Origin of the sequence: Microbacterium dextranolyticum (assembly GCF_016907295.1) — a bacterium.
Taxonomy (GTDB): domain Bacteria; phylum Actinomycetota; class Actinomycetes; order Actinomycetales; family Microbacteriaceae; genus Microbacterium; species Microbacterium dextranolyticum.
In genome coordinates, this window is the sequence record NZ_JAFBBR010000001.1 from 1,025,437 (window position 1) to 1,046,456 (window position 21,020).

20 protein-coding genes are annotated in these 21,020 nt (G+C 70.8%); 18 read left to right on the forward strand and 2 right to left on the reverse strand.

Going from position 1 to position 21,020, the window contains the following annotated elements; translation table 11 throughout:
- Positions 1–19 precede the first annotated feature (19 nt).
- From JOE64_RS04585 to JOE64_RS04655, 15 genes are all read left to right on the forward strand, one after another.
- Complete coding sequence (locus tag JOE64_RS04585) at positions 20–931, forward strand: glutamate ABC transporter substrate-binding protein (RefSeq protein WP_204963165.1); 912 nt, start codon at positions 20–22, stop codon at positions 929–931.
- A gap of 79 nt (positions 932–1,010) precedes the next feature.
- Complete coding sequence (locus tag JOE64_RS04590; protein WP_204963166.1) at positions 1,011–1,658, forward strand: amino acid ABC transporter permease; 648 nt, start codon at positions 1,011–1,013, stop codon at positions 1,656–1,658.
- Positions 1,655–2,584: an amino acid ABC transporter permease gene (locus JOE64_RS04595; protein ID WP_204963167.1), complete on the forward strand. Its 930-nt coding sequence runs from the start codon at positions 1,655–1,657 to the stop codon at positions 2,582–2,584. The genes JOE64_RS04590 and JOE64_RS04595 overlap by 4 nt, the downstream gene beginning before the upstream one ends.
- A 54-nt stretch (positions 2,585–2,638) precedes the next feature.
- A complete protein-coding gene (gene pheS / locus JOE64_RS04600) occupies positions 2,639–3,679 on the forward strand; it encodes a phenylalanine--tRNA ligase subunit alpha (protein WP_204963168.1) in 1,041 nt (346 codons plus the stop codon).
- Positions 3,679–6,195, forward strand: a complete 2,517-nt coding sequence (gene pheT, locus JOE64_RS04605; RefSeq protein ID WP_204963169.1) for a phenylalanine--tRNA ligase subunit beta — start codon at positions 3,679–3,681, stop codon at positions 6,193–6,195. The genes pheS and pheT overlap by 1 nt, the downstream gene beginning before the upstream one ends.
- A 49-nt stretch (positions 6,196–6,244) precedes the next feature.
- A complete protein-coding gene (locus JOE64_RS04610) occupies positions 6,245–7,015 on the forward strand; it encodes an ABC transporter ATP-binding protein (RefSeq protein WP_204963170.1) in 771 nt (256 codons plus the stop codon).
- On the forward strand, positions 6,997–8,580 hold the full coding sequence (locus JOE64_RS04615) for a hypothetical protein (protein ID WP_204963171.1): 1,584 nt from the start codon (positions 6,997–6,999) through the stop codon (positions 8,578–8,580). The genes JOE64_RS04610 and JOE64_RS04615 overlap by 19 nt, the downstream gene beginning before the upstream one ends.
- A 267-nt stretch (positions 8,581–8,847) precedes the next feature.
- Positions 8,848–9,897 (forward strand): N-acetyl-gamma-glutamyl-phosphate reductase, encoded by a 1,050-nt coding sequence (gene argC, locus JOE64_RS04620; RefSeq protein ID WP_204963172.1) that lies wholly within the window; start codon positions 8,848–8,850, stop codon positions 9,895–9,897.
- Positions 9,894–11,051 carry a bifunctional glutamate N-acetyltransferase/amino-acid acetyltransferase ArgJ gene (gene argJ / locus JOE64_RS04625; RefSeq protein ID WP_204963173.1) on the forward strand — a complete coding sequence of 386 codons (1,158 nt, stop codon included), beginning with the start codon at positions 9,894–9,896 and terminating at the stop codon, positions 11,049–11,051. The genes argC and argJ overlap by 4 nt, the downstream gene beginning before the upstream one ends.
- Positions 11,048–11,956 carry an acetylglutamate kinase gene (gene argB, locus JOE64_RS04630; protein WP_204963174.1) on the forward strand — a complete coding sequence of 303 codons (909 nt, stop codon included), beginning with the start codon at positions 11,048–11,050 and terminating at the stop codon, positions 11,954–11,956. The genes argJ and argB overlap by 4 nt, the downstream gene beginning before the upstream one ends.
- On the forward strand, positions 11,953–13,218 hold the full coding sequence (locus JOE64_RS04635; RefSeq protein WP_204965116.1) for an acetylornithine transaminase: 1,266 nt from the start codon (positions 11,953–11,955) through the stop codon (positions 13,216–13,218). The genes argB and JOE64_RS04635 overlap by 4 nt, the downstream gene beginning before the upstream one ends.
- A complete protein-coding gene (gene argF, locus JOE64_RS04640) occupies positions 13,215–14,138 on the forward strand; it encodes an ornithine carbamoyltransferase (RefSeq protein ID WP_204963175.1) in 924 nt (307 codons plus the stop codon). The genes JOE64_RS04635 and argF overlap by 4 nt, the downstream gene beginning before the upstream one ends.
- A gap of 26 nt (positions 14,139–14,164) precedes the next feature.
- Positions 14,165–15,205: a heparan-alpha-glucosaminide N-acetyltransferase domain-containing protein gene (locus tag JOE64_RS04645; RefSeq protein WP_239531704.1), complete on the forward strand. Its 1,041-nt coding sequence runs from the start codon at positions 14,165–14,167 to the stop codon at positions 15,203–15,205.
- 53 nt (positions 15,206–15,258) lie between these two features.
- Positions 15,259–16,689: an argininosuccinate lyase gene (gene argH / locus JOE64_RS04650; RefSeq protein WP_204963176.1), complete on the forward strand. Its 1,431-nt coding sequence runs from the start codon at positions 15,259–15,261 to the stop codon at positions 16,687–16,689.
- Between the two features lie 61 nt (positions 16,690–16,750).
- Positions 16,751–17,404 (forward strand): SatD family protein, encoded by a 654-nt coding sequence (locus tag JOE64_RS04655; RefSeq protein WP_204963177.1) that lies wholly within the window; start codon positions 16,751–16,753, stop codon positions 17,402–17,404.
- A 48-nt stretch (positions 17,405–17,452) separates the two neighbouring features.
- Here JOE64_RS04655 and JOE64_RS04660 read toward each other — a convergent pair whose 3' ends face one another.
- Positions 17,453–18,049, reverse strand: a complete 597-nt coding sequence (locus tag JOE64_RS04660; RefSeq protein WP_271202601.1) for a hypothetical protein — start codon at positions 18,047–18,049, stop codon at positions 17,453–17,455.
- 73 nt (positions 18,050–18,122) lie between these two features.
- On the opposite strand from JOE64_RS04660, the gene tyrS reads away from it, so the two are divergent.
- The 3 genes from tyrS (at position 18,123) to JOE64_RS14680 (ending at position 20,493) form a co-directional block, all read left to right on the forward strand.
- Positions 18,123–19,457, forward strand: a complete 1,335-nt coding sequence (gene tyrS / locus JOE64_RS04665) for a tyrosine--tRNA ligase (protein ID WP_271202600.1) — start codon at positions 18,123–18,125, stop codon at positions 19,455–19,457.
- Between the two features lie 67 nt (positions 19,458–19,524).
- Positions 19,525–20,352 (forward strand): DUF4184 family protein, encoded by an 828-nt coding sequence (locus tag JOE64_RS04670; protein ID WP_204963179.1) that lies wholly within the window; start codon positions 19,525–19,527, stop codon positions 20,350–20,352.
- Positions 20,353–20,361: 9 nt separating this feature from the next.
- The gene (locus JOE64_RS14680) at positions 20,362–20,493 is read left to right on the forward strand and encodes a hypothetical protein (RefSeq protein ID WP_271202599.1); all 132 of its coding nucleotides are present in this window, start codon (positions 20,362–20,364) and stop codon (positions 20,491–20,493) included.
- Here JOE64_RS14680 and JOE64_RS04675 read toward each other — a convergent pair.
- A complete protein-coding gene (locus JOE64_RS04675) occupies positions 20,445–21,020 on the reverse strand; it encodes a hypothetical protein (protein ID WP_204963180.1) in 576 nt (191 codons plus the stop codon). The genes JOE64_RS14680 and JOE64_RS04675 overlap by 49 nt on opposite strands.

The window sequence follows — 21,020 nt, forward strand, 5'->3', positions numbered from 1 at the left end:
TACGAATCCGGAGGATCACATGCAGAAGAAGAATCGTGTCGTCGGCGCTTTCGCCGGCCTGGCCTTGGCCGCCCTCGCTCTGACCGCGTGCAACAGCGGAACCCCGGGCGCCGACCCCGGCGCCTCGGGCGGTGCGACCGACGCCGCCAACCCGTGGACGGTCGCCACCGATGTCACCCTTACGGGAAGCCCGACGTTCGACCGGATCAAGAGCGCGGGCGTCGTCAAGGTCGGGGTGAAGGAGGACCAGCCCGGGCTCGGATACCTCGACCCCGTGACCAACACGCGCAGCGGTTTCGACGTCGACGTGGCGCGGTGGATCGCGGCATCCCTCGGATTCGACGCGGACAAGATCACGTTCCAGCCGATCGCCTCGGCCAACCGCGAGCAGGCGATCGTGAACGGCGATATCGACTACTACGTCGGAACGTACTCGATCACCGACAAGCGCAAGCAGCAGATCTCCTTCGCCGGTCCGTACTTCATCACCGGCCAGGGACTGCTGGTGGCGGCGAACAACGACAAGATCACCGGTAAGGACTCGCTCACCGCCGATGAGACCGTCTGCTCGGCGACCGGCTCGACCTCGATCCAGCGGATCAAGGAGCAGACGCCCGCCAAGACGAAGGAGTACGACACCTACTCCGCGTGCGTCGAGGACCTGAAGAACGGTCAGGTCGATGCGGTCACGACCGACGAGGCGATCCTCATCGGGTACGCGGCGCAGGCGCCCGACCAGCTCAAGGTCGTCGGCGAGCCCTTCAGCGAGGAGCGCTACGGCGTCGGCATCGCCAAGGGCGACGCCGCCTTCCAGACGTTCATCAACACGATGTTCACCGACGGCGGATCGACCTGGCAGGCGATCTTCGACAAGAACCTCGGTGCGTCGGGCGTGAAGGCCACGCAGCCGAAGGTCGACGCGGCGGAGTGATCCGCCCGGTGGCGGCGCCGATCCGGGCGTCGCCACCGGCACGCGTCGAAAGACGACGACAACGATGGAAGGCGGAGCAGTGGGCGTCATCACCGACAATCTCGACCTCTGGGGACAAGCGCTCCGAGGCACGCTGGTGCTGTTCTTCGGCGGCGGGATCCTCGCTCTGGTGCTCGGATTCATCGTGGGGGCGATGCGGGTCTCGCCGATCCCCGCCGCACGCGCGGTCGGTGCGGTGTACGTCAACTGGATCCGCAACACCCCGCTGACGCTCGTCATGTTCTTCTTCGCTTTCTGTCTGCCGATCCTGCTGCGGGAGCGCGTCGACGCCACTCTGCTGGCGACGCTCGCGCTCGGCGTCTACACGGCGACCTACGTCGCCGAAACGCTGCGCTCGGGTATCAACACGGTTCCGGTCGGTCAGGCCGAGGCCGCGCGGGCGCTCGGTCTCACGTTCGGTCAGGTGATGGCTCTCGTCGTGCTGCCGCAGGCGACGCGCTCGGTCATCCCCCCGATGATGAGCGTGCTGATCGCGCTCCTGAAGAACACCACGGTCGCCGCCGGGTTCTCGGTGCTGAACCTCGGCTCGATCCGCAGCAACCTCAGCGAGCGCGGCGAGAACCAGCTCCTCACGCTGCTCTGGGTCATGGTCATCTTCGTCGTCCTCGTGTTGCTGCTCGCGTGGCTGCAGAGGGCGATGGAGCGCAAGTGGAAGGTCGCCCGATGAGCTCGGTCCTGTACGACGTCCCCGGCCCCCGCGCCGTCGCACGCAACCGCATCCTCGGTGTGGTGACGATCCTCGTCGTGCTCGCCCTTGCGGGATGGGTCGTCTGGCGGTTCGCCGTGACCGGGCAGTTCTCCGCCGACAAGTGGGAGATCTTCGGGTACGCCACGATCTGGCAGCGGCTGCTCGATGGTGCGCTCGCGACGCTCGCCGCGTTCGCATCGGCGGCCGTCGGCGCCCTCGTGCTCGGGTTCGTCCTCGCGATCGGCCGTCTGTCCGAGCATGCGTGGATCCGGGTTCCCGTGGGGTGGATCACCGAGCTGCTGCGCGCCGTCCCCGTGCTGGTGTTCATGATGCTCCTCTACTACGGACTGCCGGTGATCGGCGTGCGCATGGAGCCGTACTGGGCCGTCGTGATCGCGCTCGTCGCGTACAACGGGTCGGTGCTGGCCGAGGTCATCCGCGCCGGCGTCGAGTCGTTGCCGCGCGGCCAGAGCGAGGCCGGATACGCGATCGGTCTGCGCAAGGCGGGGGTGCTCCGCCTCATCCTGCTGCCGCAGGCCATCCGGGCCATGATGCCGGTGATCGTCGCCCAGCTCGTGGTCACCCTCAAGGACACGGCGCTCGGGTTCATCATCACCTACCCCGAACTGCTCTACGTCATCAAGCTCCTCGGCTCGAATGCGGTGTACGGATCGCCCCTGATCCAGACGGCGATCGTGGGCGGCGCGATCTACGTGGCGCTGTGCCTCGCGCTCAGCTACATCGCGTACCGCATCGAGCAGCGTACGAAGCGTCGCCAGCAGCAGCAGGCGGCTGAAGGCGGAGCGCCGCACCACCCCGTCGGCCAGGGCGGCACCGACACCGAGCTGATCGCCCTGCAATCGCGCGCCGGGAAGATCGACCCCGGCAACACCGCACAGCTCTGAGCGTCACGCGGTGCGTCCGGGCGCCCCGCCGCGCCGCCGGTAGACTCGGCTCTTGTGTCTGACGCACCCGAGATCACCCAGGACGCCGTGGATGCCGCTGTCGCCGATGCCCTCGAGGCGATCGCCGCGGCCGGGTCCACCGCCGAACTCAAAGCCGCCCGCGCGGCGCACAGCGGCGAGGCGTCGCCCCTCGCGCAGCTGAACGCCCAGCTGAGGAACGTGCCGAACGAGCAGAAGGCGGCGTTCGGCAAGCTCGTCGGCCAGGCGCGCGGCCGCGTGACCCAGGCGCTCGTCGCTCGTGAGGAAGAGCTCGCCGCAGCGGAGGACGCCGCCCGTCTCGAGGCGGAACGAGTCGACATCACGGCGATCGCGCCGCGGGGTCGCGTCGGCGCCCGGCATCCCGTCTCGCTCCTGCAAGAGGAGATCGCGGACCTCTTCGTCGGCATGGGGTGGGAGATCGCCGAAGGCCCCGAGCTCGAGCACGAGTGGTTCAACTTCGATGCCTTGAACTTCGATGTCGACCACCCGGCGCGCCAGATGCAGGACACGTTCTTCGTCGACCCGGTCGACCGACACCTGCTGCTGCGCACGCACACGAGCCCGGTGCAGGTGCGGTCGATGATCGAGCGCGAGGTGCCGATCTACGTGCTCTGCCCGGGTCGCGTCTATCGCACCGACGAGTTCGATGCGACGCATCTGCCGGCCTTCGTGCAGTTCGAGGGCCTCGTCGTCGACAAGGGCATCTCGATGGCGAACCTCAAGGGCACGCTCGACCATGTCGCGCGCCAGCTGTTCGGTCCCGAGGCGAAGACCCGGTTCCGCACCAACTTCTTCCCCTTCACCGAGCCGTCGGCCGAGCTCGACCTGTGGCATCCGACCTTCAAGGGCGGCGCGCGCTGGATCGAGTGGGGCGGCTGCGGCATGGTCAATCCGAACGTGCTGAGCGCCGCGGGGATCGATCCCGAGGTGTACTCGGGCTTCGCGTTCGGGATGGGTGTCGAGCGGGCGCTGATGTTCCGCTCGGATGTGCAGGACATGCGCGACATGGCCGAGGGCGATGTCCGCTTCAGCGAGCAGTTCGGAATGGTGGTCTGATGCGCGTCCCTCTGTCGTGGTTGCGTGAGTACGTCGAGCTTCCCGAGGGCGCGACGACCGACGACGTCTTCGCGGCGCTCGTCTCGGTCGGGTTCGAAGAGGAAGAAGTGATCGGCTTCGAGCTGACCGGCCCGGTCGTCGTCGGACAGGTGGTCTCGTTCGAGGCCGAACCGCAGTCCAACGGAAAGACGATCCGCTGGTGCCAGGTCGACGTCGGCGAGGACAACGGCGGCGTGCGCGGCATCGTCTGCGGCGCCTCGAACTTCTTCGCCGGCGACAAGGTCGTCGTGTCGCTGCCCGGCGCGGTCCTTCCCGGCCCGTTCCCGATCTCGGCGCGAAAGACCTACGGCCACGTCTCCGACGGCATGATCGCCTCGGCGCGCGAGCTCGGTCTCGGTGACGAGCACAACGGCATCCTCCGCCTCGTCGAGCTCGGCCTCGATCCCGAGGTCGGCGTCGATGCGATCGCTCTGCTCGGTCTCGACGATGTCGCGGTCGACGTGAACGTCACGCCCGACCGCGGTTACGCGCTGTCGATGCGCGGCATCGCGCGCGAGTATGCGCACGCGACCGGCGCGGTGTTCCGCGATCCCGCCGCGCACGAGTGGGACGACGTGCGCCCCGGTGCCGGGTTCCCGATCGTCGTCGACGACGCCGCGCCTCTGCGCGGACGCGTCGGCGCGAGCGAGTTCGTCGTCCGTGTCGTGCGAGGCGTCGACCCGACCCGTCCGACGCCTCCGTGGATGGTGTCGCGGCTGACGCTCGCGGGCATCCGTTCTCTCGGCGTCCTCATCGACATCACGAACTACGTCATGCTCGAGCTCGGCAACCCGATCCACGGCTACGACCTCGATCTGCTCCAGGGCGGGATCACCGTGCGCCGCGCGAGCGCGGGCGAGAAGCTCACGACCCTCGACGGCAAGGAGCGCTCGCTCAGCGCCGAGGACCTGCTCATCACCGACGAGTCGGGTCCGATCGGACTCGCGGGCGTCATGGGAGGTGGCACGACCGAGATGACGGATGCCACCCGCAACGTCCTCATCGAGGCCGCGACCTTCGACCCGATCACGATCGCCCGCACCGCGCGGCGTCACAAGCTGCCCTCCGAGGCCTCGCGCCGGTTCGAGCGCGGCGTCGACCCGCTGCTGCCGTTCGTCGCCGCGCGTCGGGTCGCCGAGCTCATGGTCGCCCTGGCCGGCGGCACGCTCGACGAGGAGCTCGGTGGCGCGCTCTACGGCGAGGTGTTCCTCGCCTCGATCGAGCTTCCGCGCGGTTTCGTGTCGCAGCTCATCGGCGTCGACTACACCGATGCCGAGATCACCGGAGCGCTCGAGACGATCGGGTGCGAGGTCTCGGACGCCGAGGACGGCTGGGAGGTCATCCCGCCGTCGTGGCGCCCCGACCTCACCGACCGGTGGACGCTCGCCGAAGAGGTGGCCCGGATCCACGGCCTCGACCGGATTCCGTCGGTTCTGCCGACCCCGCCCGCCGGGAGCGGAGGCCGGGGGCTCACCGCGCTGCAGAAGGGGCGTCGCCGCGTCGCGAACGCGCTCGCCGCGGCCGGCTTCGTGGAGACGCCGTCGTTCCCGTTCTCGACCGCCGCGGCGAACGATCTGCATGGGTCGGCCTCGGGCGATCCGCTGCCGTCGGTGAAGCTCGCCAACCCGCTCGACGGCCAGACGCCGTACCTGCGACGCTCGCTCGTCCCGGGCCTGATGCAGGTGGCGCACCGGAACCTCGCGCGTGGGTTCAGCGACCTCGCGCTGTTCGAGACCGGACTCGTCTTCGCGCCGGAAGCAGGCGTCGCCTACGGCACCACGGAGGTCCCGCCCCTCGGCCTCCGTCCGAGTGACGAGACCCTCGCAGCCCTGAACGCCGCGATCCCGCCGCAGCCCCGTCGCGTCGCGGTGCTCCTCACCGGCAACCTCAGCACGAAGGCGCCGGCACGTCCGGCCGTCGCGTTCGAGCTCGCCGATGCACTCGGCGCGGTGCAGACGATCGCCGCCGCGGCCGGCGTGCGGGTCGATGTCGCCCAGGGCGAGCGCGCGGCACTCCACCCCGGCCGCACCGGCATCGTCTCCGTGCGCGGCGTCGAGGTCGGCTACGTCGGCGAGGTCCTCCCCGGTGTGTCCGCCGAGGCCGACCTTCCCGGACGCGTGTACGTCGCCGAGCTCGACCTCGACGCCGTGCTCGCCCTCGCGGGCGACCTCGACGTCGCGGCGTCGCTGTCGGGATACCCGGCGGCCACACAGGACGTGTCGCTCCTCGTGGGCGACGACGTCGTGGCCGGCGATGTCGAAGACGCGCTCGCGGCGGGCGCCGGGGAGCTTCTCGAGTCGTTGCGACTCGTCGACGACTACCGCGGCGACGGCATCCCCGCCGGTACCAGGAGCCTGACCTTCGCGCTCCGCTTCCGGGCGTCCGATCGCACCCTGACGGCGGCCGAGGCGACCGACGCGAAGCTCGCCGGCGTGGCCGTGGCATCCGAGCGCTTCGGCGCGACGATCCGCGAGTAGTCGGCGAGGTCGCGGACGGCGGTGGGGGTGCGGAGTAGGCTCGGACAGGATGAGCGAGTCACCGCACACCCCCGCCCTCCATCTCTCCGGTCTCGTCAAGCGATTCGGCGAGAAGACCGCCGTCGCCGGGATCGATCTGGTCGTCCCGTCCGGCTCTTTCTACGGGCTCGTCGGGCCCAACGGCGCCGGCAAGACGACCACCCTGTCGATGGCCACCGGCCTGTTGCGGCCCGATGCGGGCACCGCGCGGGTGCACGGTATCGACGTCTGGGCCGACCCGGCCGGCGCGAAGGCGATCATCGGCAATCTCGCGGACGGCGTGCGACTGTTCGACCGCCTGACTGGTGAACAGCTCATCACCTACACCGCGATGATGTTCTCGCTGCCGCGCACCGAGATCGCTCCGCGCGTGCACGACCTGCTCGAGCTGATGGACCTGACGGCGGCCGCGGGCACGATCGTCGCCGACTACTCCGCCGGCATGACGAAGAAGGTCGCCCTCGCGTGCGCCCTCGTCCATGCGCCACGGCTGCTGGTCCTCGACGAGCCGTTCGAATCGGTCGACCCGGTGTCGGCGGCCAACATCGAAGACGTGCTGCGCTCGTACACCTCGTCGGGAGGCTCGGTCATCGTCTCGAGCCATTCGATGGATCTCGTCCAGCGCATGTGCGACCATGTCGCCGTCATCGCCGGCGGGCGGGTGCTCGCCGCCGGGACGGTGAATGAGGTGCGGGCGGGGGAGTCGTTGCAGGACCGCTTCGTCTCGCTCGTCGGCGGGCGTCACACCTCGGAGGGGCCGCAGTGGTTGCGACAGTCCTGAGGCTGCGCTATCGGGTGCTCGGCAACACGCTCGCGCGGCGACCGTGGCAGCTGGTCGGATTCTGCTTCGGCTTCCTCTGGGCGCTGTCGATCCTGGCGATGGTGACGGCCGCGCTGATCGCGGTCGGGGTCTCCGGCGACCTCTCGGTCTCGCGGACCGTGATCACCCTCGCGGGAGCGGCGCTCGTGCTCGGCTGGGTGGTGGGTCCCCTCGTCGTGGCGGGCATCGACACGACGGTGGATGCCACGAAGCTGGCACCCTTCCCGTTGACGACCCGCCAGGTGATGACGATCCTGGCGGCGACGGGGGCGACCGGCATCCCGGGGATCGTGACCTCGATCGCGGCGCTGGTGAGCGTCGCGGTTTGGGTGGCCTGGCCCACGGCGGCGATCGCCGCCGTGCCGTCCGCCGTGATCGGGGTAGCCACCTGCGTGCTGGCGACCCGTTTCGCGGCGGCGCTGGCCGTCGGCCTCGGCAGCGGGCGGCGCGGACGCGAGGTCATCGGGACCCTCGTCCTCGTGCTCGTCATCTTCGCGGGGCCCATCACCACCGGCATCCTCGCGACGCTCTCCGGGGCGGGGTCCATCGGTGGGCAGCTCGGCCAGGCGGCGGCGGTGCTCGGATGGACGCCTCTCGGGGCGACGTGGTCGCTGCCGGGCGAGATCGCCGCAGGCGCGTGGGGCATCGCTGCGATCAAGCTGCTGATCGCGCTGGTGACCCCGGTCGCCCTGTGGTTCGGCTGGCGCTGGTCGCTCGAGCAGTCACTGGTGTCTCCGCCGCGGCAGGCCTCCCGCACGGTCAAGCCGGGCGCGCTGGGACTGTTCGGGGTCATGCCCACCGGCGGCGTCGGGGCGACGTGGGCGCGATCGCTGACCGGCTGGCTGCGCGACCCGCGGTATCTCCGACAGCTGATCATCGCCCCGCTGTTCCCCGTGCTGTTCGCATTCACGAGCGGCACCGAGGGGGTCATGTTCGCCGCCTCGCCCGTGCTCGTCGCCTTCGTCCTGTGCGTCTCGGGCTACACCGACGTGTCCTACGACGGCACCGCGTTCGCCTCGGTCCTCTCCAGCGGCATCCGCGGGAGGGCCGACCGCTGGGGTCGGATGCTCGGCGCGGCATCCATCGGTGTGCCGCTCATGCTGATGACCGCGATCGTCACCGCGGTCATCGGAGGACATCTGGATGCCCTTCCGGCGGTCCTCGGGGCCTCCTTCGGTCTGCTGCTGGGTGGCTACGGCGTGAACGCCGTGTCGTCTGCCCTCATCGTCACGCCCGTCGCCGCGCCGGGGGACAACCCGTTCAAGAGCGTCCCCGGGCAGACGTTCGTCAGCGGGCTTCTCGTCTTCGTCGTCCTCGCCGCGTGCGGCGTCGTCGCGCTGCCCGCGGTGATCGTCGCCGGCATCTCGGTCATCAGCGGCAATGCGGCACTCGGCTGGGTCGCTCTCGCGGTCGGTCTCGGCGTCGGCGCGGGCGTCGCGGCGGGCGGCGTCGCCCTCGGCGGACGCACCCTCGAGCGCACCGGCCCGGATCTGCTGCTGCAGATCAAGGCCTTCCCCACGACGTGAGCGCAGATTCCGCCCCGTCGCGCAGCCACCGCGTGGATTTGCCGCGAAGGGGCAACCCGCGCTATCGTCACGGCATGCTCTCGGCCCTGCACACCGCCTCTGCGGCGTTCCGTGCGCGCCGTCGCCCCGCCCGTCTGGGCGACCGCCGACTGTAGGCGACCTCGCGTGCTCCCCGTGGTCCGGGTCGAGCCGTGGGAGTCGCCGTCGCCGGTCCCGGCCGCCTGCTTCGTGCGGGGCGGCTTCCCTCCCAGACAATAAGGTTGAACAATGACCTACTCGGTCGCCGTCTCCGGCGCCTCCGGCTACGCCGGGGGCGAGATCCTGCGCCTGCTCGCCGCGCACCCCGACATCGAGATCCGCACCGTCACGGCGCACTCGAATGCCGGGCAGCCCCTCATCGACCACCAGCCGCATCTGCGGTCGCTGGCCCACCTCACCCTCGAGGACACGACGCCCGAGATCCTCGCCGGGCACGACATCGTGTTCCTCGCGCTGCCGCACGGGCAGTCGGCGCAGTACACGGATGCCCTCGCCGACGTGCCGCTCGTCATCGACGCCGGCGCCGATCACCGGTTGACCTCGGCGGATGCCTGGGCGCAGTTCTACGGGGGGGCGTTCAGTGAGCCGTGGTCGTACGGCGTTCCCGAACTGCCGCTCGCGGGGGGCGCGACGCAGCGGTCGGCGCTCGCCGGCGCGACGCGCATCGCCGCGCCGGGATGCAACGCCTCGACCGTGGCACTGAGCCTCGCACCCGGTGTCGCCGCAGGAGTGATCGACGCATCCGACATCGTCACCGTCCTCGCGGTCGGCCCGTCGGGCGCCGGCAAGAGCCTGAAGACGAACCTGCTGGCATCCGAGATCCTCGGCTCCGCGAACCCGTATGCCGTCGGCGGCACGCACCGGCACATCCCCGAGATCCGGCAGTCGCTCGTCGCAGCCGGGGCGGCGGGCGAGGTGAAGATCTCGTTCACGCCCGTCCTCGTGCCGATGGCGCGGGGCATCCTCGCGACCTCGACGGCGCCCCTCGCCCCGGGCGTCACCGATGCGCAGATCCGGGATGCCTGGCAGGCGGCCTACGGCGACGAGACCTTCGTACAGCTGCTTCCCGAAGGACAGTTCCCGCGGACGGCCGACGTCCTCGGGGCGAACACGGCTCTCCTCGGGCTCGCGATCGACCGTGCGGCGAACCGCGTCGTCGTGGTCGCGGCCGTCGACAACCTCGTCAAGGGCACCGCGGGTGCCGCCATCCAGTCGATGAATATCGCCCTCGGCCTTCCCGAGGCCACGGGCCTGACCGTGAACGGAGTGGCACCGTGAGCGTCACCGCACCCGAAGGATTCCTCGCCGACGGCGTGGCGGTGGGCCTGAAGTCCACCGGCAAGCCCGACGTGGCCGTCGTCGTCAACCAGGGGCCTCTCAAGGTCGGCGCCGCCGTCTTCACGAGCAACCGCGCGAAGGCGAACCCGATCCTCTGGTCGACGCAGGTCATCCAGGACGGCGTCGTCGAGGCGATCGTGCTGAACTCGGGTGGGGCGAACTGCTTCACCGGCAGCTTCGGCTTCCAGACCACGCACCAGACGGCGGAGAAAGCGGCGGAGCTGCTCGGCGTGAGCCCGGGCGATGTGCTCGTCTGCTCGACGGGGCTCATCGGCACCGGCGACGAGACCTTCCGTGCGAAGGTGCTCGAGGGCACCGAGCAGGCGATCGCCGGGGCGACGTCCGACGGCGGCGAGGACGCGGCCCGGGCCATCATGACGACCGACACGGTGCCGAAGACGAGCACGTTCCGCGGCGACGGCTGGGTGATCGGCGCCATGGCGAAGGGCGCGGGCATGCTCGCGCCGGGCCTCGCCACGATGCTCGTCGTCATCACGACCGATGCCGTGCTCACGGCGGAGGAGGCCGACGCGCACCTGCGTGCCGCCACCCGCGTGAGCTTCGACCGGCTGGATTCCGATGGGTGCATGTCCACGAACGACCAGGTCACCCTCATGGTCAGCGGGGCGAGCGGCGTGACCCCCGAGCCCGAGGCGTTCGCCGCGGCGCTCGCCGACGTCTGCCTCGACCTCGCCGGTCAGTTGCAGGCGGATGCCGAAGGCGCGAGCCACGACATCTCGATCCGCGTCGTCGGTGCCGCCAGTGAGGACGACGCCGTCGAGGTCGGCCGCTCCGTGGCCCGCAACAACCTCTTCAAGGCCGCGATCTTCGGCAACGACCCGAACTGGGGCCGGGTGCTCGCCGCGATCGGGACCACCGAGGCATCCTTCGACCCGTACGCGGTCGACGTGAGCTTCAACGGCGTGCGGCTGTGCAGCGCGGGAGCCCCCGACCGTCCGCGCGAAGAGGTCGACCTCACGCCGCGGGCCACCGACGTGCTCATCGACCTCAAAGCGGGTGCGGCTGCGGCGACGATCCTGACCAACGACCTGACGCACGATTACGTGCACGAGAACAGCGCGTACAGCTCATGACCGGCACCGACAACGTCCAGCACACGACGCCCGAGGAGGCTGCCGAGAAGGCCGCCGTCCTCATCGAGTCGCTGCCGTGGCTGCAGCGCTTCCGCGACCAGATCGTCGTCGTGAAGTACGGCGGCAACGCGATGGTCTCCGAAGAGCTGCAGGACGCCTTCGCCGAGGACATCGCCTACCTCCGCTTCGTGGGGGTCAAGCCCGTCGTCGTCCACGGCGGCGGACCGCAGATCTCGCAGATGCTCGACCGCCTCGCGATCCCGAGCGAGTTCAAGGGCGGCTACCGGGTCACCTCCACCGAGGCGATCAGCGTCGTGCGGATGGTGCTCACCGGACAGGTGAACCCGCAGCTGGTCGCGCGCATCAACGCTTTCGGGTCGCTCGCGGTCGGCGTCTCGGGCGAGGACGCGGGTCTGTTCCGCGGGCGCCGTCGCGGTGTCGTCATCGACGGCACCGAGCACGACCTCGGTGCCGTGGGCGATGTCGTCGGGGTGGACCCGCAGCCGGTGCTCGACCAGCTCGCGGCCGGGCGCATCCCCGTCGTCTCCTCGATCGCCCCCGACGGCGATCGCCCGGGTCGCTCGCTGAACGTCAACGCGGATGCCGCGGCATCCGCCCTCGCCGTCGCGCTCGGCGCCTCGAAGCTCGTCGTCCTCACCGACGTGCCGGGGCTCTACGCCGACTGGCCCCATCGCGACTCGCTCGTCTCGCATCTGACGGCCGACGAGCTGCGCGCGATGCTGCCGCGCCTGGAATCGGGGATGATCCCCAAGATGCAGGCATGCCTCGACGCGGTCGACCAGGGCGTCGACACCGCGGCGATCATCGACGGACGCCAGCCCCACTCGGTGCTGGTGGAGATCTTCACGGAACACGGAATCGGAACAGAGGTGGTGGCGAAGTGACCGCGCCAGAAGAACAGCAGACCGGCACGACGATCTGGCAGGACGACGCAGCACGCGACCTGGTGCGCAACTCCGCGGACCGTATGGCCCTGTTCGTCCGCGGCGAGGGATCGTCGCTGTGGGATGCCGACGGGCGCCGCTACCTCGACTTCCTCGGCGGCATCGCCGTCACCTCCCTCGGACACGCGCACCCCGTCTTCGTCGACGCCGTCGCGCGTCAGGCGGCGACGCTGTCGCACGTGTCGAACTTCTTCGCGACGCCGCCGCAGCTGGCCCTCGCCGCCACGCTGAAGCGTCTCGCCGGCACCGGAGACGCGGGCCGCGTCTACTTCGGCAACTCCGGCGCAGAGGCCAACGAGGCCGCCTTCAAGCTCGCGCGTCTGCACGGCGCAGCACGCGACGGCGGCGCCGGCAAGCCTCGCATCCTCGCTCTCGAGAACGCGTTCCACGGGCGCACGATGGGTACGCTCGCCCTCACCGGCAAGCCGTACATGCAGGCCCCGTTCCTGCCGATGGTGCCGGGCGTCGAGTTCATCGACTCGACCGTCGAGGCGCTCGAAGCAGCGATCGACGACCGCGTCGCCGCGTTGTTCGTCGAGCCCATCAAGGGCGAGGCGGGCGTCGTGGACCTTCCCGAGGGCTTCCTCGTCGCCGCGCGCGAGCTGACCCGCCGCCACGGTGCGCTGCTGATCATCGACGAGATCCAGACCGGCGCGGGGCGCACGGGCGAGTGGTTCGCCTTCCAGCACGAGGGCATCGTCCCCGACGCCATCACCGTGGCCAAGGGAATCGGCGGCGGCTTCCCCATCGGCGCGCTCATCACCTTCGGAGCCGCGAGCGAGCTCTTCTACCCGGGCACCCACGGCTCGACCTTCGGTGGCAACGCCCTCGCCACGGCCACCGCCGGCGCGGTGCTCGGCGAGATCGAGCAGGCCGGTCTGGTGGAGAACGCCCGCGTCCGCGGGGCGCAGCTGCGCACCGCGATCGAGGCGATCGACTCGCCGCTGGTCGCCGGATGCCGCGGTCGCGGCCTGCTGCTGGGCATCGCCCTGAGCTCCCCGGTCGCGGGCGCCGTCGTCGCCGCCGCGCAGCAGCACGGCCTGATCGTCAACGCGGCGAACGACGCGACGATCCGCATCGCCCCTGCCCTCACGATCGGCGACGTCGAGATCGACGAGTTCGCCGACCTGTTCACCCGCGCCCTGCACACCGTCCAGGACGCACTGCTGCTCGCCGAGACCCCCACGGAGGTTCCCGCATGACCCGCCATCTGCTGCGCGACGACGACCTGACCCCCGCGGAGCAGGCCGAGATCATCGACCTCGCGATCGCCCTGAAGAAGGACCGCTGGAAGCTGAAGCCGCTCGAGGGGCCCCAGACGGTCGCGGTCATCTTCGACAAGAGCTCGACCCGCACCCGAGTGTCGTTCGCTGTGGGTATCGCCGACCTCGGCGGATCGCCGCTCATCATCTCGACCGCCAACAGCCAGCTCGGCGGCAAGGAGACGCCGTCCGACACCGCGCGGGTGCTCGAGCGTCAGGTCGCCGCGATCGTGTGGCGCACGTACGCGCAGGCGGGCCTCGAGGAAATGGCGCGCGGCACGACGGTGCCCGTCGTCAACGCGCTCAGCGACGACTTCCACCCCTGCCAGCTGCTCGCCGACCTGCTGACGATCCGTGAGCACAAGGGCGAGTTGAAGGGCCTCACGCTGACCTTCTTCGGCGACGGCACCTCCAACATGGGCCACTCGTACGTGCTCGCCGGCGTCACCGCCGGGATGCATGTGCGGATCGCGTCGCCCGTCGCGTACGCGCCGCGCGCCGACGTCGTCGCCGATGCGGAGCGGATCGCCGAGAGCACCGGCGGATCGGTGACCCTGTTCACCGATCCGGACGAGGCCGCCGTCGGCTCCGACGTCGTCGTCACCGACACGTGGGTGTCGATGGGCAAGGAGGAGGAGAAGGCGCAGCGGTTGAGCGACCTCGGCCGCTACAAGGTGACGACCGAGACGATGGCGCTCGCGGCATCCGACGCGATCTTCATCCACTGCCTGCCGGCCGACCGCGGGTATGAGGTCGACGCGGACGTCATCGACGGACCGCAGAGCGTCGTGTGGGACGAGGCGGAGAACCGCCTGCACGCCCAGAAGGCCCTGCTGGTGTGGCTGCTGCGTCAGCAGTAGACCGACCCCTCTTCAGCCCTGCACGATTGCAGGGTATCGATCTCGCGCGCGGAATCGCCGTGATCGGCATGCTCGCCGCGCACCTGGTGTACCTCGCGGAGTGGGATTGGCGAGACCCCGGCACCTGGACCGACGTCGCCAATGGGCGCTCGTCGATCCTCTTCGCGACCCTCGCCGGGGTCTCGATCGCGCTCGTGACCGGGGGAGCGTCTCGCCCCGCGCCGGGGCGAGAGCTGGGCCGCGCGCGGCGCGCGCTCGCCCTGCGTGCGCTGCTGCTGTGGCTCATCGGCCTCGTGCTGATCGCGACGCAGGTGCCGGCTTTCATCATCCTGCCCACGTACGCGGTGCTGTTCCTGCTCGCCCTCCCGCTCCTGCGCCTGCGGGCACGGACGCTGTGGATCGTCGCCGCCGGTCTCGCCGCCACGATGCCCTGGATCGAGCCGCTGCTCGACGGCCTGCCCGTGTGGCGCGGAGAGCAGGGGGCGATGCTGATGCTCGTCGCGGGATGGCACTACCCGTTCCCCGTGTGGGCGGTGTTCGTCGTCGCAGGGCTCGCCGCGGGGCGCTCCGGGCTCGGGCGGCCCCGGACGGCGTGGACGCTGCTGGCGGCGGGTGCCGCGCTCGCGGCCCTAGCCTACGGAGCGGATGCCCTCCGCACGGCCCTGCACCCGGCAGGAGGGCGGTCGTATCTCGACGCGGCGCTCGCCGCCCGCCCCCACTCCGGAGGACTCCTCGAAGTGTTCGGCGGCGGAGGCCTCGCTCTGGCCGCGATCGGTCTCTGCCTGCTCCTCTGCCGGGTCCGGCCCGTCGGGGCGGTGCTGCTGCCGCTGCGCGCGGTCGGGTCGATGCCACTCACCGCGTACGTCGGCCAGATCATCGCGTGGGTTCTCGTCGCCGCTCTCGTTCTCGGAGACGTCCGTGATCTGCAGGGGATGCGCAACCTGCAGCCGTTCTGGCCCTTCGCCGGGGCGACGATCATGTTCTGCACAGCCTGGGGTCTGCGGTGGGGGAGAGGCCCTGTGGAACGCCTGCTGGCATGGGTGACCCGATGGGTGCTGCCGCGCTGAACGCGGCGGCCGCCTCGCCGCGCGGGGCGGCGAGGGCTGGGTAGGCTGGCCGGGTGACTGATCCCTCCGCACACGGCACCAACGAGGGCGCGCTGTGGGGCGCGCGCTTCGCCTCCGGCCCGTCTCCCGAACTCGCCGCCCTTAGCCGATCGACGCACTTCGACTGGGCCCTCGCCCCGTACGACCTCGCCGGATCGCACGCGCATGCCGCTGCGCTCGCCGCCGCCGGATACCTGACGGATGCCGAGGAGGAGCGGATGCACGCGGGGCTCGACGCCCTGCTGGCCGCCTGGACCGACGGCTCGCTCGTCGCCGCCGACGGCGACGAGGACGTCCACGGTGCGCTCGAGGCCGCCCTGATCGCCGAGGTCGGTGCGGAGCTCGGCGGAAAGCTGCGCGCCGGCCGCAGCCGCAACGACCAGATCGCCACGCTCGTCCGCCTCTATCTGCTCGATCACGCGCGCATCATCGCGCGCGACCTCCTGCGTGTCATCGACGCGGTCGTCGCCCAGGCCGAAGCGCACCCCGATGCGATCATGCCGGGCCGCACGCACCTGCAGCACGCTCAGCCGATCCTGCTCGCCCACCACCTGCAGGCCCACGCCTGGCCCCTCGTGCGCGACCTCGAGCGGCTGCGCGACTGGTCGGCGCGGGCATCCGTGTCGCCCTACGGCGGCGGCGCCCTCGCCGGCGCGACCCTCGGGCTCGATCCCCAGCTCGTCGCCGACCGGCTCGGCCTCGCGGGTCCCGCGGAGAACTCCATCGACGGCACCTCCTCGCGCGACGTGGTCGCCGAGTTCGCCTTCATCGCCGCGATGATCGGCGTCGACCTCTCGCGTTTCGCGGAGGACGTGATTCTCTGGAACACGCGCGAGTTCGGCTTCCTCACGCTCGATGACGGCTACTCGACGGGCTCGAGCATCATGCCGCAGAAGAAGAACCCCGACATCGCAGAGCTCGCCCGCGGCAAGGCAGGACGCCTCATCGGCAACCTGTCGGGACTGCTCGCGACGCTCAAGGCGTTGCCGTTGGCCTACAACCGCGACCTTCAAGAGGACAAGGAGCCCGTCTTCGACTCGGTCGCGACTCTCGAAGTCGTGCTGCCCGCCTTCGCCGGGATGGTCGCCACGGCGCGCTTCCACACCGACCGGATGGCGGAGCTCGCTCCCGCCGGCTTCTCGCTCGCGACGGATGTCGCGGAGTGGCTCGTGAAGCAGGGGGTGCCGTTCCGCGACGCGCATGAGATCTCCGGGTCGCTGGTGCGCGCGTGCGAGGAGCGGGGGATCGGTCTCGAGGATGCCGACGACGCCCTGCTCGCCCAGGTGTCGCCGCACCTGGTGCCCGCGGTGCGCGATGTGCTGTCGATCGAAGGTTCGGTCGCGAGCAGGACCGGCGCCGGGGGCACCGCCGGCGTTCGTGTCGCGGAGCAGCGCGCGGCACTCATCGCCCGAGCGCAGAGCGCGGCTGCCGTCCTGCTCGACTGATCTCGCGAAAAGATAAGTCAAAGACTTCTACCGACGGATATATCAGTGTTATACTGATGTGATGACCGTCGCCGTGATCGCCGACATCGTCGGTTCGCGCGACCTGCCCGACCGGCGGGCGGCTCAGCGTGATCTCGAGGCCGCTCTCGATCGCGCGGACGACGTGATGCCGGCGTCGATCGGTCGCATCGACCCGCTGCGCGCCGTCGTCGGCGACGAACTGCAGGGCACGTTCGTCGATCTGCGCAGCGCGCTCGCCGCCACCCTGCTCCAACGGCTGTCGCTCCCGAGCGGCATCGACCTGCGATTCGGTATCGGGATCGGCGACGTCGAGTCGATCCCCTCGACCGCGGGAGTGCTCTCGGAGGGGCCCGCGTGGTGGTCCGCGCGGGCCGCGATCGAGCACGTCGAGATGCTCGCCCGACGCGAGCTTCCGCATGCGCGCACCTGGGTGCAGGCGGCGACGGGCCCGTCCGAGGTGTCTGACCTCGTGCACATCGCCAACGCCGGGTCGCTGACGCGAGAGCGTCTCATGGGGCGATGGAGCGACCGCGTGCGAAGGCTCGTCTACGGTCGCCTCACCGGAGCCACGCAGGACGACCTGGCCACGCGTGAGGGCATCAGCCAGTCGGCGGTCTCGCAGAGCCTCGCCACGGCGGGTGCGGCGACGATCATGGCGGCCTACAGTGAGCTGGTGACGGCGCCCGGCGGCTGACGACCCGTCCGCGCGGCCACGACCACCTCGTGTGGCCGTGGCGCGACGTCACACGATGAGGAGTGCGACGCTTCCCGCGACGGCACTGGCCCACAGCAGGCTCGCCAACGTGCCGACGATGAAACGTTCGCGCGCCGCCGGCGTGGCGAGCTCGGTGAACCGTCCCACGCCCTTGAGTGCGACGACGACGGCGATCGCCGCCGGGAATCCGGCGATGATCGCAAGGGCCGTCGCGATCCGCTCGAGGTACCCGATCGTCGTCCCTCCGCGGAGGATCTCCTCCTGACGTGGGGCATCCGCAGGAGTCTCGCTCATGAGCTCGACGAGGATGCCGCCCCGTGGCCCGTCGGGGGTGCGTCCGCCGTCGGCGGCGCGCAGGACCCACCGCGCGATCGGGTCGCCGCCCACCGCCGCGAGGGCGACTCCGAGCAGGGCGAGAGCCGCACCCGCGAGCGGCGGGACGCGCCAGGGCAGCACCGCCGCACCGACCAGGCACACCACGATCGGCGCCGTGGCGGTGAGGATGAGCCCGGTGCGCAGGCGCCGGCGCGCCACGAGGAGGAGGACGAGCGACGTGAGCAGCGCGAGGAGCACGACACCGGCCACGACGACCGGGATGAGCATATCGGCGTCGGCGGCGTTCACATCGCCAGTCTGGCATGCGTCGCCGACACCGCAGCCGGGGGTGCTCGGGGATCGCGCTGATAGCCTGAGGGGCGTGTCTGACTCTGCCGTTCCTGCTGCCGACAGCGCCGCCGTCCGCGCGCTGAACCCCGCGAACGACCCGACGTTCGAGAACGTCTGGGACGAGATCGTCTGGCGTGGCCTCGTCCATGTCTCGACCGATCGCGATGCCCTCCGCGAGCTGCTGGCCGCAGGCCCGATCACGTACTACTGCGGTTTCGACCCGACCGCGCCGAGCCTGCACCTGGGTCATCTCGTCCAGCTCCTGATGCTGCGACGTCTCCAGCTGGCCGGTCACTCACCGCTCGGCCTCGTGGGCGGGTCGACCGGACTCATCGGCGATCCCCGTCCGACCGCCGAGCGCACCCTGAACACCCGCGAGACCGTCGCGAACTGGGTGGACCGTCTGCGCGGACAGGTGGAGCGGTACCTGAGCTTCGACGGGGCCAACGCCGCCCGCATGGTCAACAACCTCGACTGGACCGCTCCGCTCAGCGCGATCGACTTCCTCCGCGAGATCGGCAAGCACTACCGCGTCGGCACGATGCTCAAGAAGGATGCCGTGGCGGCGCGACTGAACTCCGACGCCGGCATCAGTTACACCGAGTTCAGCTACCAGCTGTTGCAGGGCCTGGACTTCCTCGAGCTCTACCGTCAGTACGGCTGCGTTCTGCAGACCGGCGGGTCCGATCAGTGGGGCAACCTCACCAGCGGCACCGACCTCATCCATCGCGTCGAGGGGGTCAGCGTCCACGCGATCGGAACGCCCCTGATCACGAACAGCGACGGCACCAAGTTCGGCAAGAGCGAGGGCAACGCGATCTGGATCGACGCCGAGCTCACCAGCCCGTTCGCCTTCTACCAGTTCTGGCTCAACACCGACGACGCGGACGTCCTCGAGCGGCTCAAGGTCTTCACCTTCCTCACCCGCGACGAGATCGCGCACTACGGCGAGCTCGTGGAATCCGAGCCGTTCCGCCGCGCGGCGCAGAAGCGACTCGCCCTCGAGGTGTGCACGCTCGTGCACGGCGCGGCGGCGACCGAGGCTGTCGTGGCGGCATCCGATGCGCTCTTCGGCCAGGGCGACCTCGCCGCCCTCGATGCGGCGACTCTGCGCAGCGCGCTGGCGGAACTGCCGCACGCGGACGTCGAGGCCGGTTCGACCGTGCTGCAGGCGCTCGTCGACACGGGACTGGTCGCAAGCCTGTCCGAGGGACGGCGGGCGATCGCGCAGGGCGGGGTATCGCTCGACGGGGCGAAGATCGACGACGAGTCCGCGACGGTCACGGGCGCACTCCCGGGCGGCGTCTCGGTGCTCCGCCGGGGCAAGAAGACCCTCGCCGGCCTGTTCGTCGCCTCGGCACGATGATCGCCTGACCCCGAGCCCCCGCGCACCGGCCGGATGCCTCGGGGCTGAGCCGACCCGGAGGCCTGCTGTGCCGTTCACTCCCTCACATGCCGTGGTCGCCCTGCCGTTCATGCGCACGCCGCTCCTTCCGGCGGCGATCGCGGTGGGGGCGATGACTCCCGACCTGCCGCTGTTCCTGCGCGGAGGGCCGATCACCTACCAGAGCACGCACACGAACGTGCTGCTCTCGACCGTGATCGCGCTCATCCTCCTCGCCTGCTGGTACGTCCTGCTGCGGCCCGCCGTCCGCGAGCTCGCACCCGCCTGGCTGGGGCGACGCCTTCCTCCGGAGTGGGATCGTGGGGGCGTCGCGGCGTGGCGTGCGATCGGAGCGCCTCGTCGCGGGGCCCGGTCGCCCGTGTGGCGTCGTCCGCTCGTCGGGGTCGCCGTGATCACGGTCTCTCTCGCGCTGGGCGTTCTTTCCCACATCGCCTGGGATGCCTTCACGCACGAGGGTCGCTGGGGGACCGCGCTCGTCCCCGCCCTCGTGGAACCGTGGGGCCCGCTGCTCGGCATCACATGGGTGCAGCACGGGTCGAGCGCCGCGGGTCTCGTCCTCCTCGCGGTGTCCGGATCCCTCTGGCTGCGTGGTCGCCGCGCGGGGGAGCTCGACCGCATCCTGCCGTCGTGGGTGCGCATCGCATGGTGGCTCTCGCTTCCGGCGTCGCTCGTGCTCGCCTGGGGCATCGGCCTGATCGCGTACGGGCCGCTCACGCCCGCCTGGACCGTGCAGCATCTGGCCTATCGCGTCCTGCCGCCTGCCTGCGGGATCTGGGGGGCCCTGACCCTCATGCTGTGTCTGATCGTCCTCGCTCGACGCCGAGCGCTGCCGGCGCCGGCGCCCGCGACCCCCTAGGATCGCACCATGGCTGAACATGAGCCCGCACCGAAGCGGCCCATCACCCAGACGCGCATCGTGATCTGGGTCGTGGCGGGTGGCGTCGGGCTCTACATGCTGGTGTCGGGCCTCGTCGGCGCGCTCTCCGGCGGCGCCTGAACGCTCCCTGGCGCCGACACGCGCGGCGGCACGTCGCTGAGGCCGAGCACGAATCGCACGATGTCGCGCTGCGGGGCGCGCAGCACGGGTCCCCGGCCGAAGCTCCACTCCGCGTCGGATGCGGCGACCGTGTTCCCGCGCAGGGCGGCGCGGCGCGCGAAGTCCGCGCGTGTCGCACCGTAGAGCGCCACCCGCCCCCAGACGGCGTCGGGGAGATCCGGTGACGTGCCGGCAGCGTCCGCCAGCACGAGCAGTGCGCGCACGGCGGCGGTGAGTTCGCGGATGCGCGGTGGTCGCGAGGAGCCGGTCTCGCCGGTGCGCGCGAGGTCGGCGGCGGATGCCGCATCGGATGCCAGGTGCGCGGCCTGCACGAACGCCCGGACGAGTGGCCCTTCGTTCGCGTTTGCTGCGGCGATGCGTGCGGCCTCGGCGATCACGAGAGCGACGGCCGCGGCGGCGTCGGGGCCGATGCCGGCCTCGTCGCGGGCCGGAGCGGCGCTCAAGGGCAGGTATCGGGCGAAGTCCAC

Bases quoted from the DNA above. Each gene is read 5' to 3' on its own strand.
- argC (WP_204963172.1), top strand. From the start codon at position 8,848: ATGACCTACTCGGTCGCCGTCTCCGGCGCCTCCGGCTACGCCGGGGGC.
- JOE64_RS14680 (WP_271202599.1), top strand. From the start codon at position 20,362: ATGGCTGAACATGAGCCCGCACCGAAGCGGCCCATCACCCAGACGCGC.
- argF (WP_204963175.1), top strand. From the start codon at position 13,215: ATGACCCGCCATCTGCTGCGCGACGACGACCTGACCCCCGCGGAGCAG.
- JOE64_RS04585 (WP_204963165.1), top strand. From the start codon at position 20: ATGCAGAAGAAGAATCGTGTCGTCGGCGCTTTCGCCGGCCTGGCCTTG.
- argB (WP_204963174.1), top strand. From the start codon at position 11,048: ATGACCGGCACCGACAACGTCCAGCACACGACGCCCGAGGAGGCTGCC.
- JOE64_RS04595 (WP_204963167.1), top strand. From the start codon at position 1,655: ATGAGCTCGGTCCTGTACGACGTCCCCGGCCCCCGCGCCGTCGCACGC.
- JOE64_RS04655 (WP_204963177.1), top strand. From the start codon at position 16,751: ATGACCGTCGCCGTGATCGCCGACATCGTCGGTTCGCGCGACCTGCCC.
- pheT (WP_204963169.1), top strand. From the start codon at position 3,679: ATGCGCGTCCCTCTGTCGTGGTTGCGTGAGTACGTCGAGCTTCCCGAG.
- JOE64_RS04610 (WP_204963170.1), top strand. From the start codon at position 6,245: ATGAGCGAGTCACCGCACACCCCCGCCCTCCATCTCTCCGGTCTCGTC.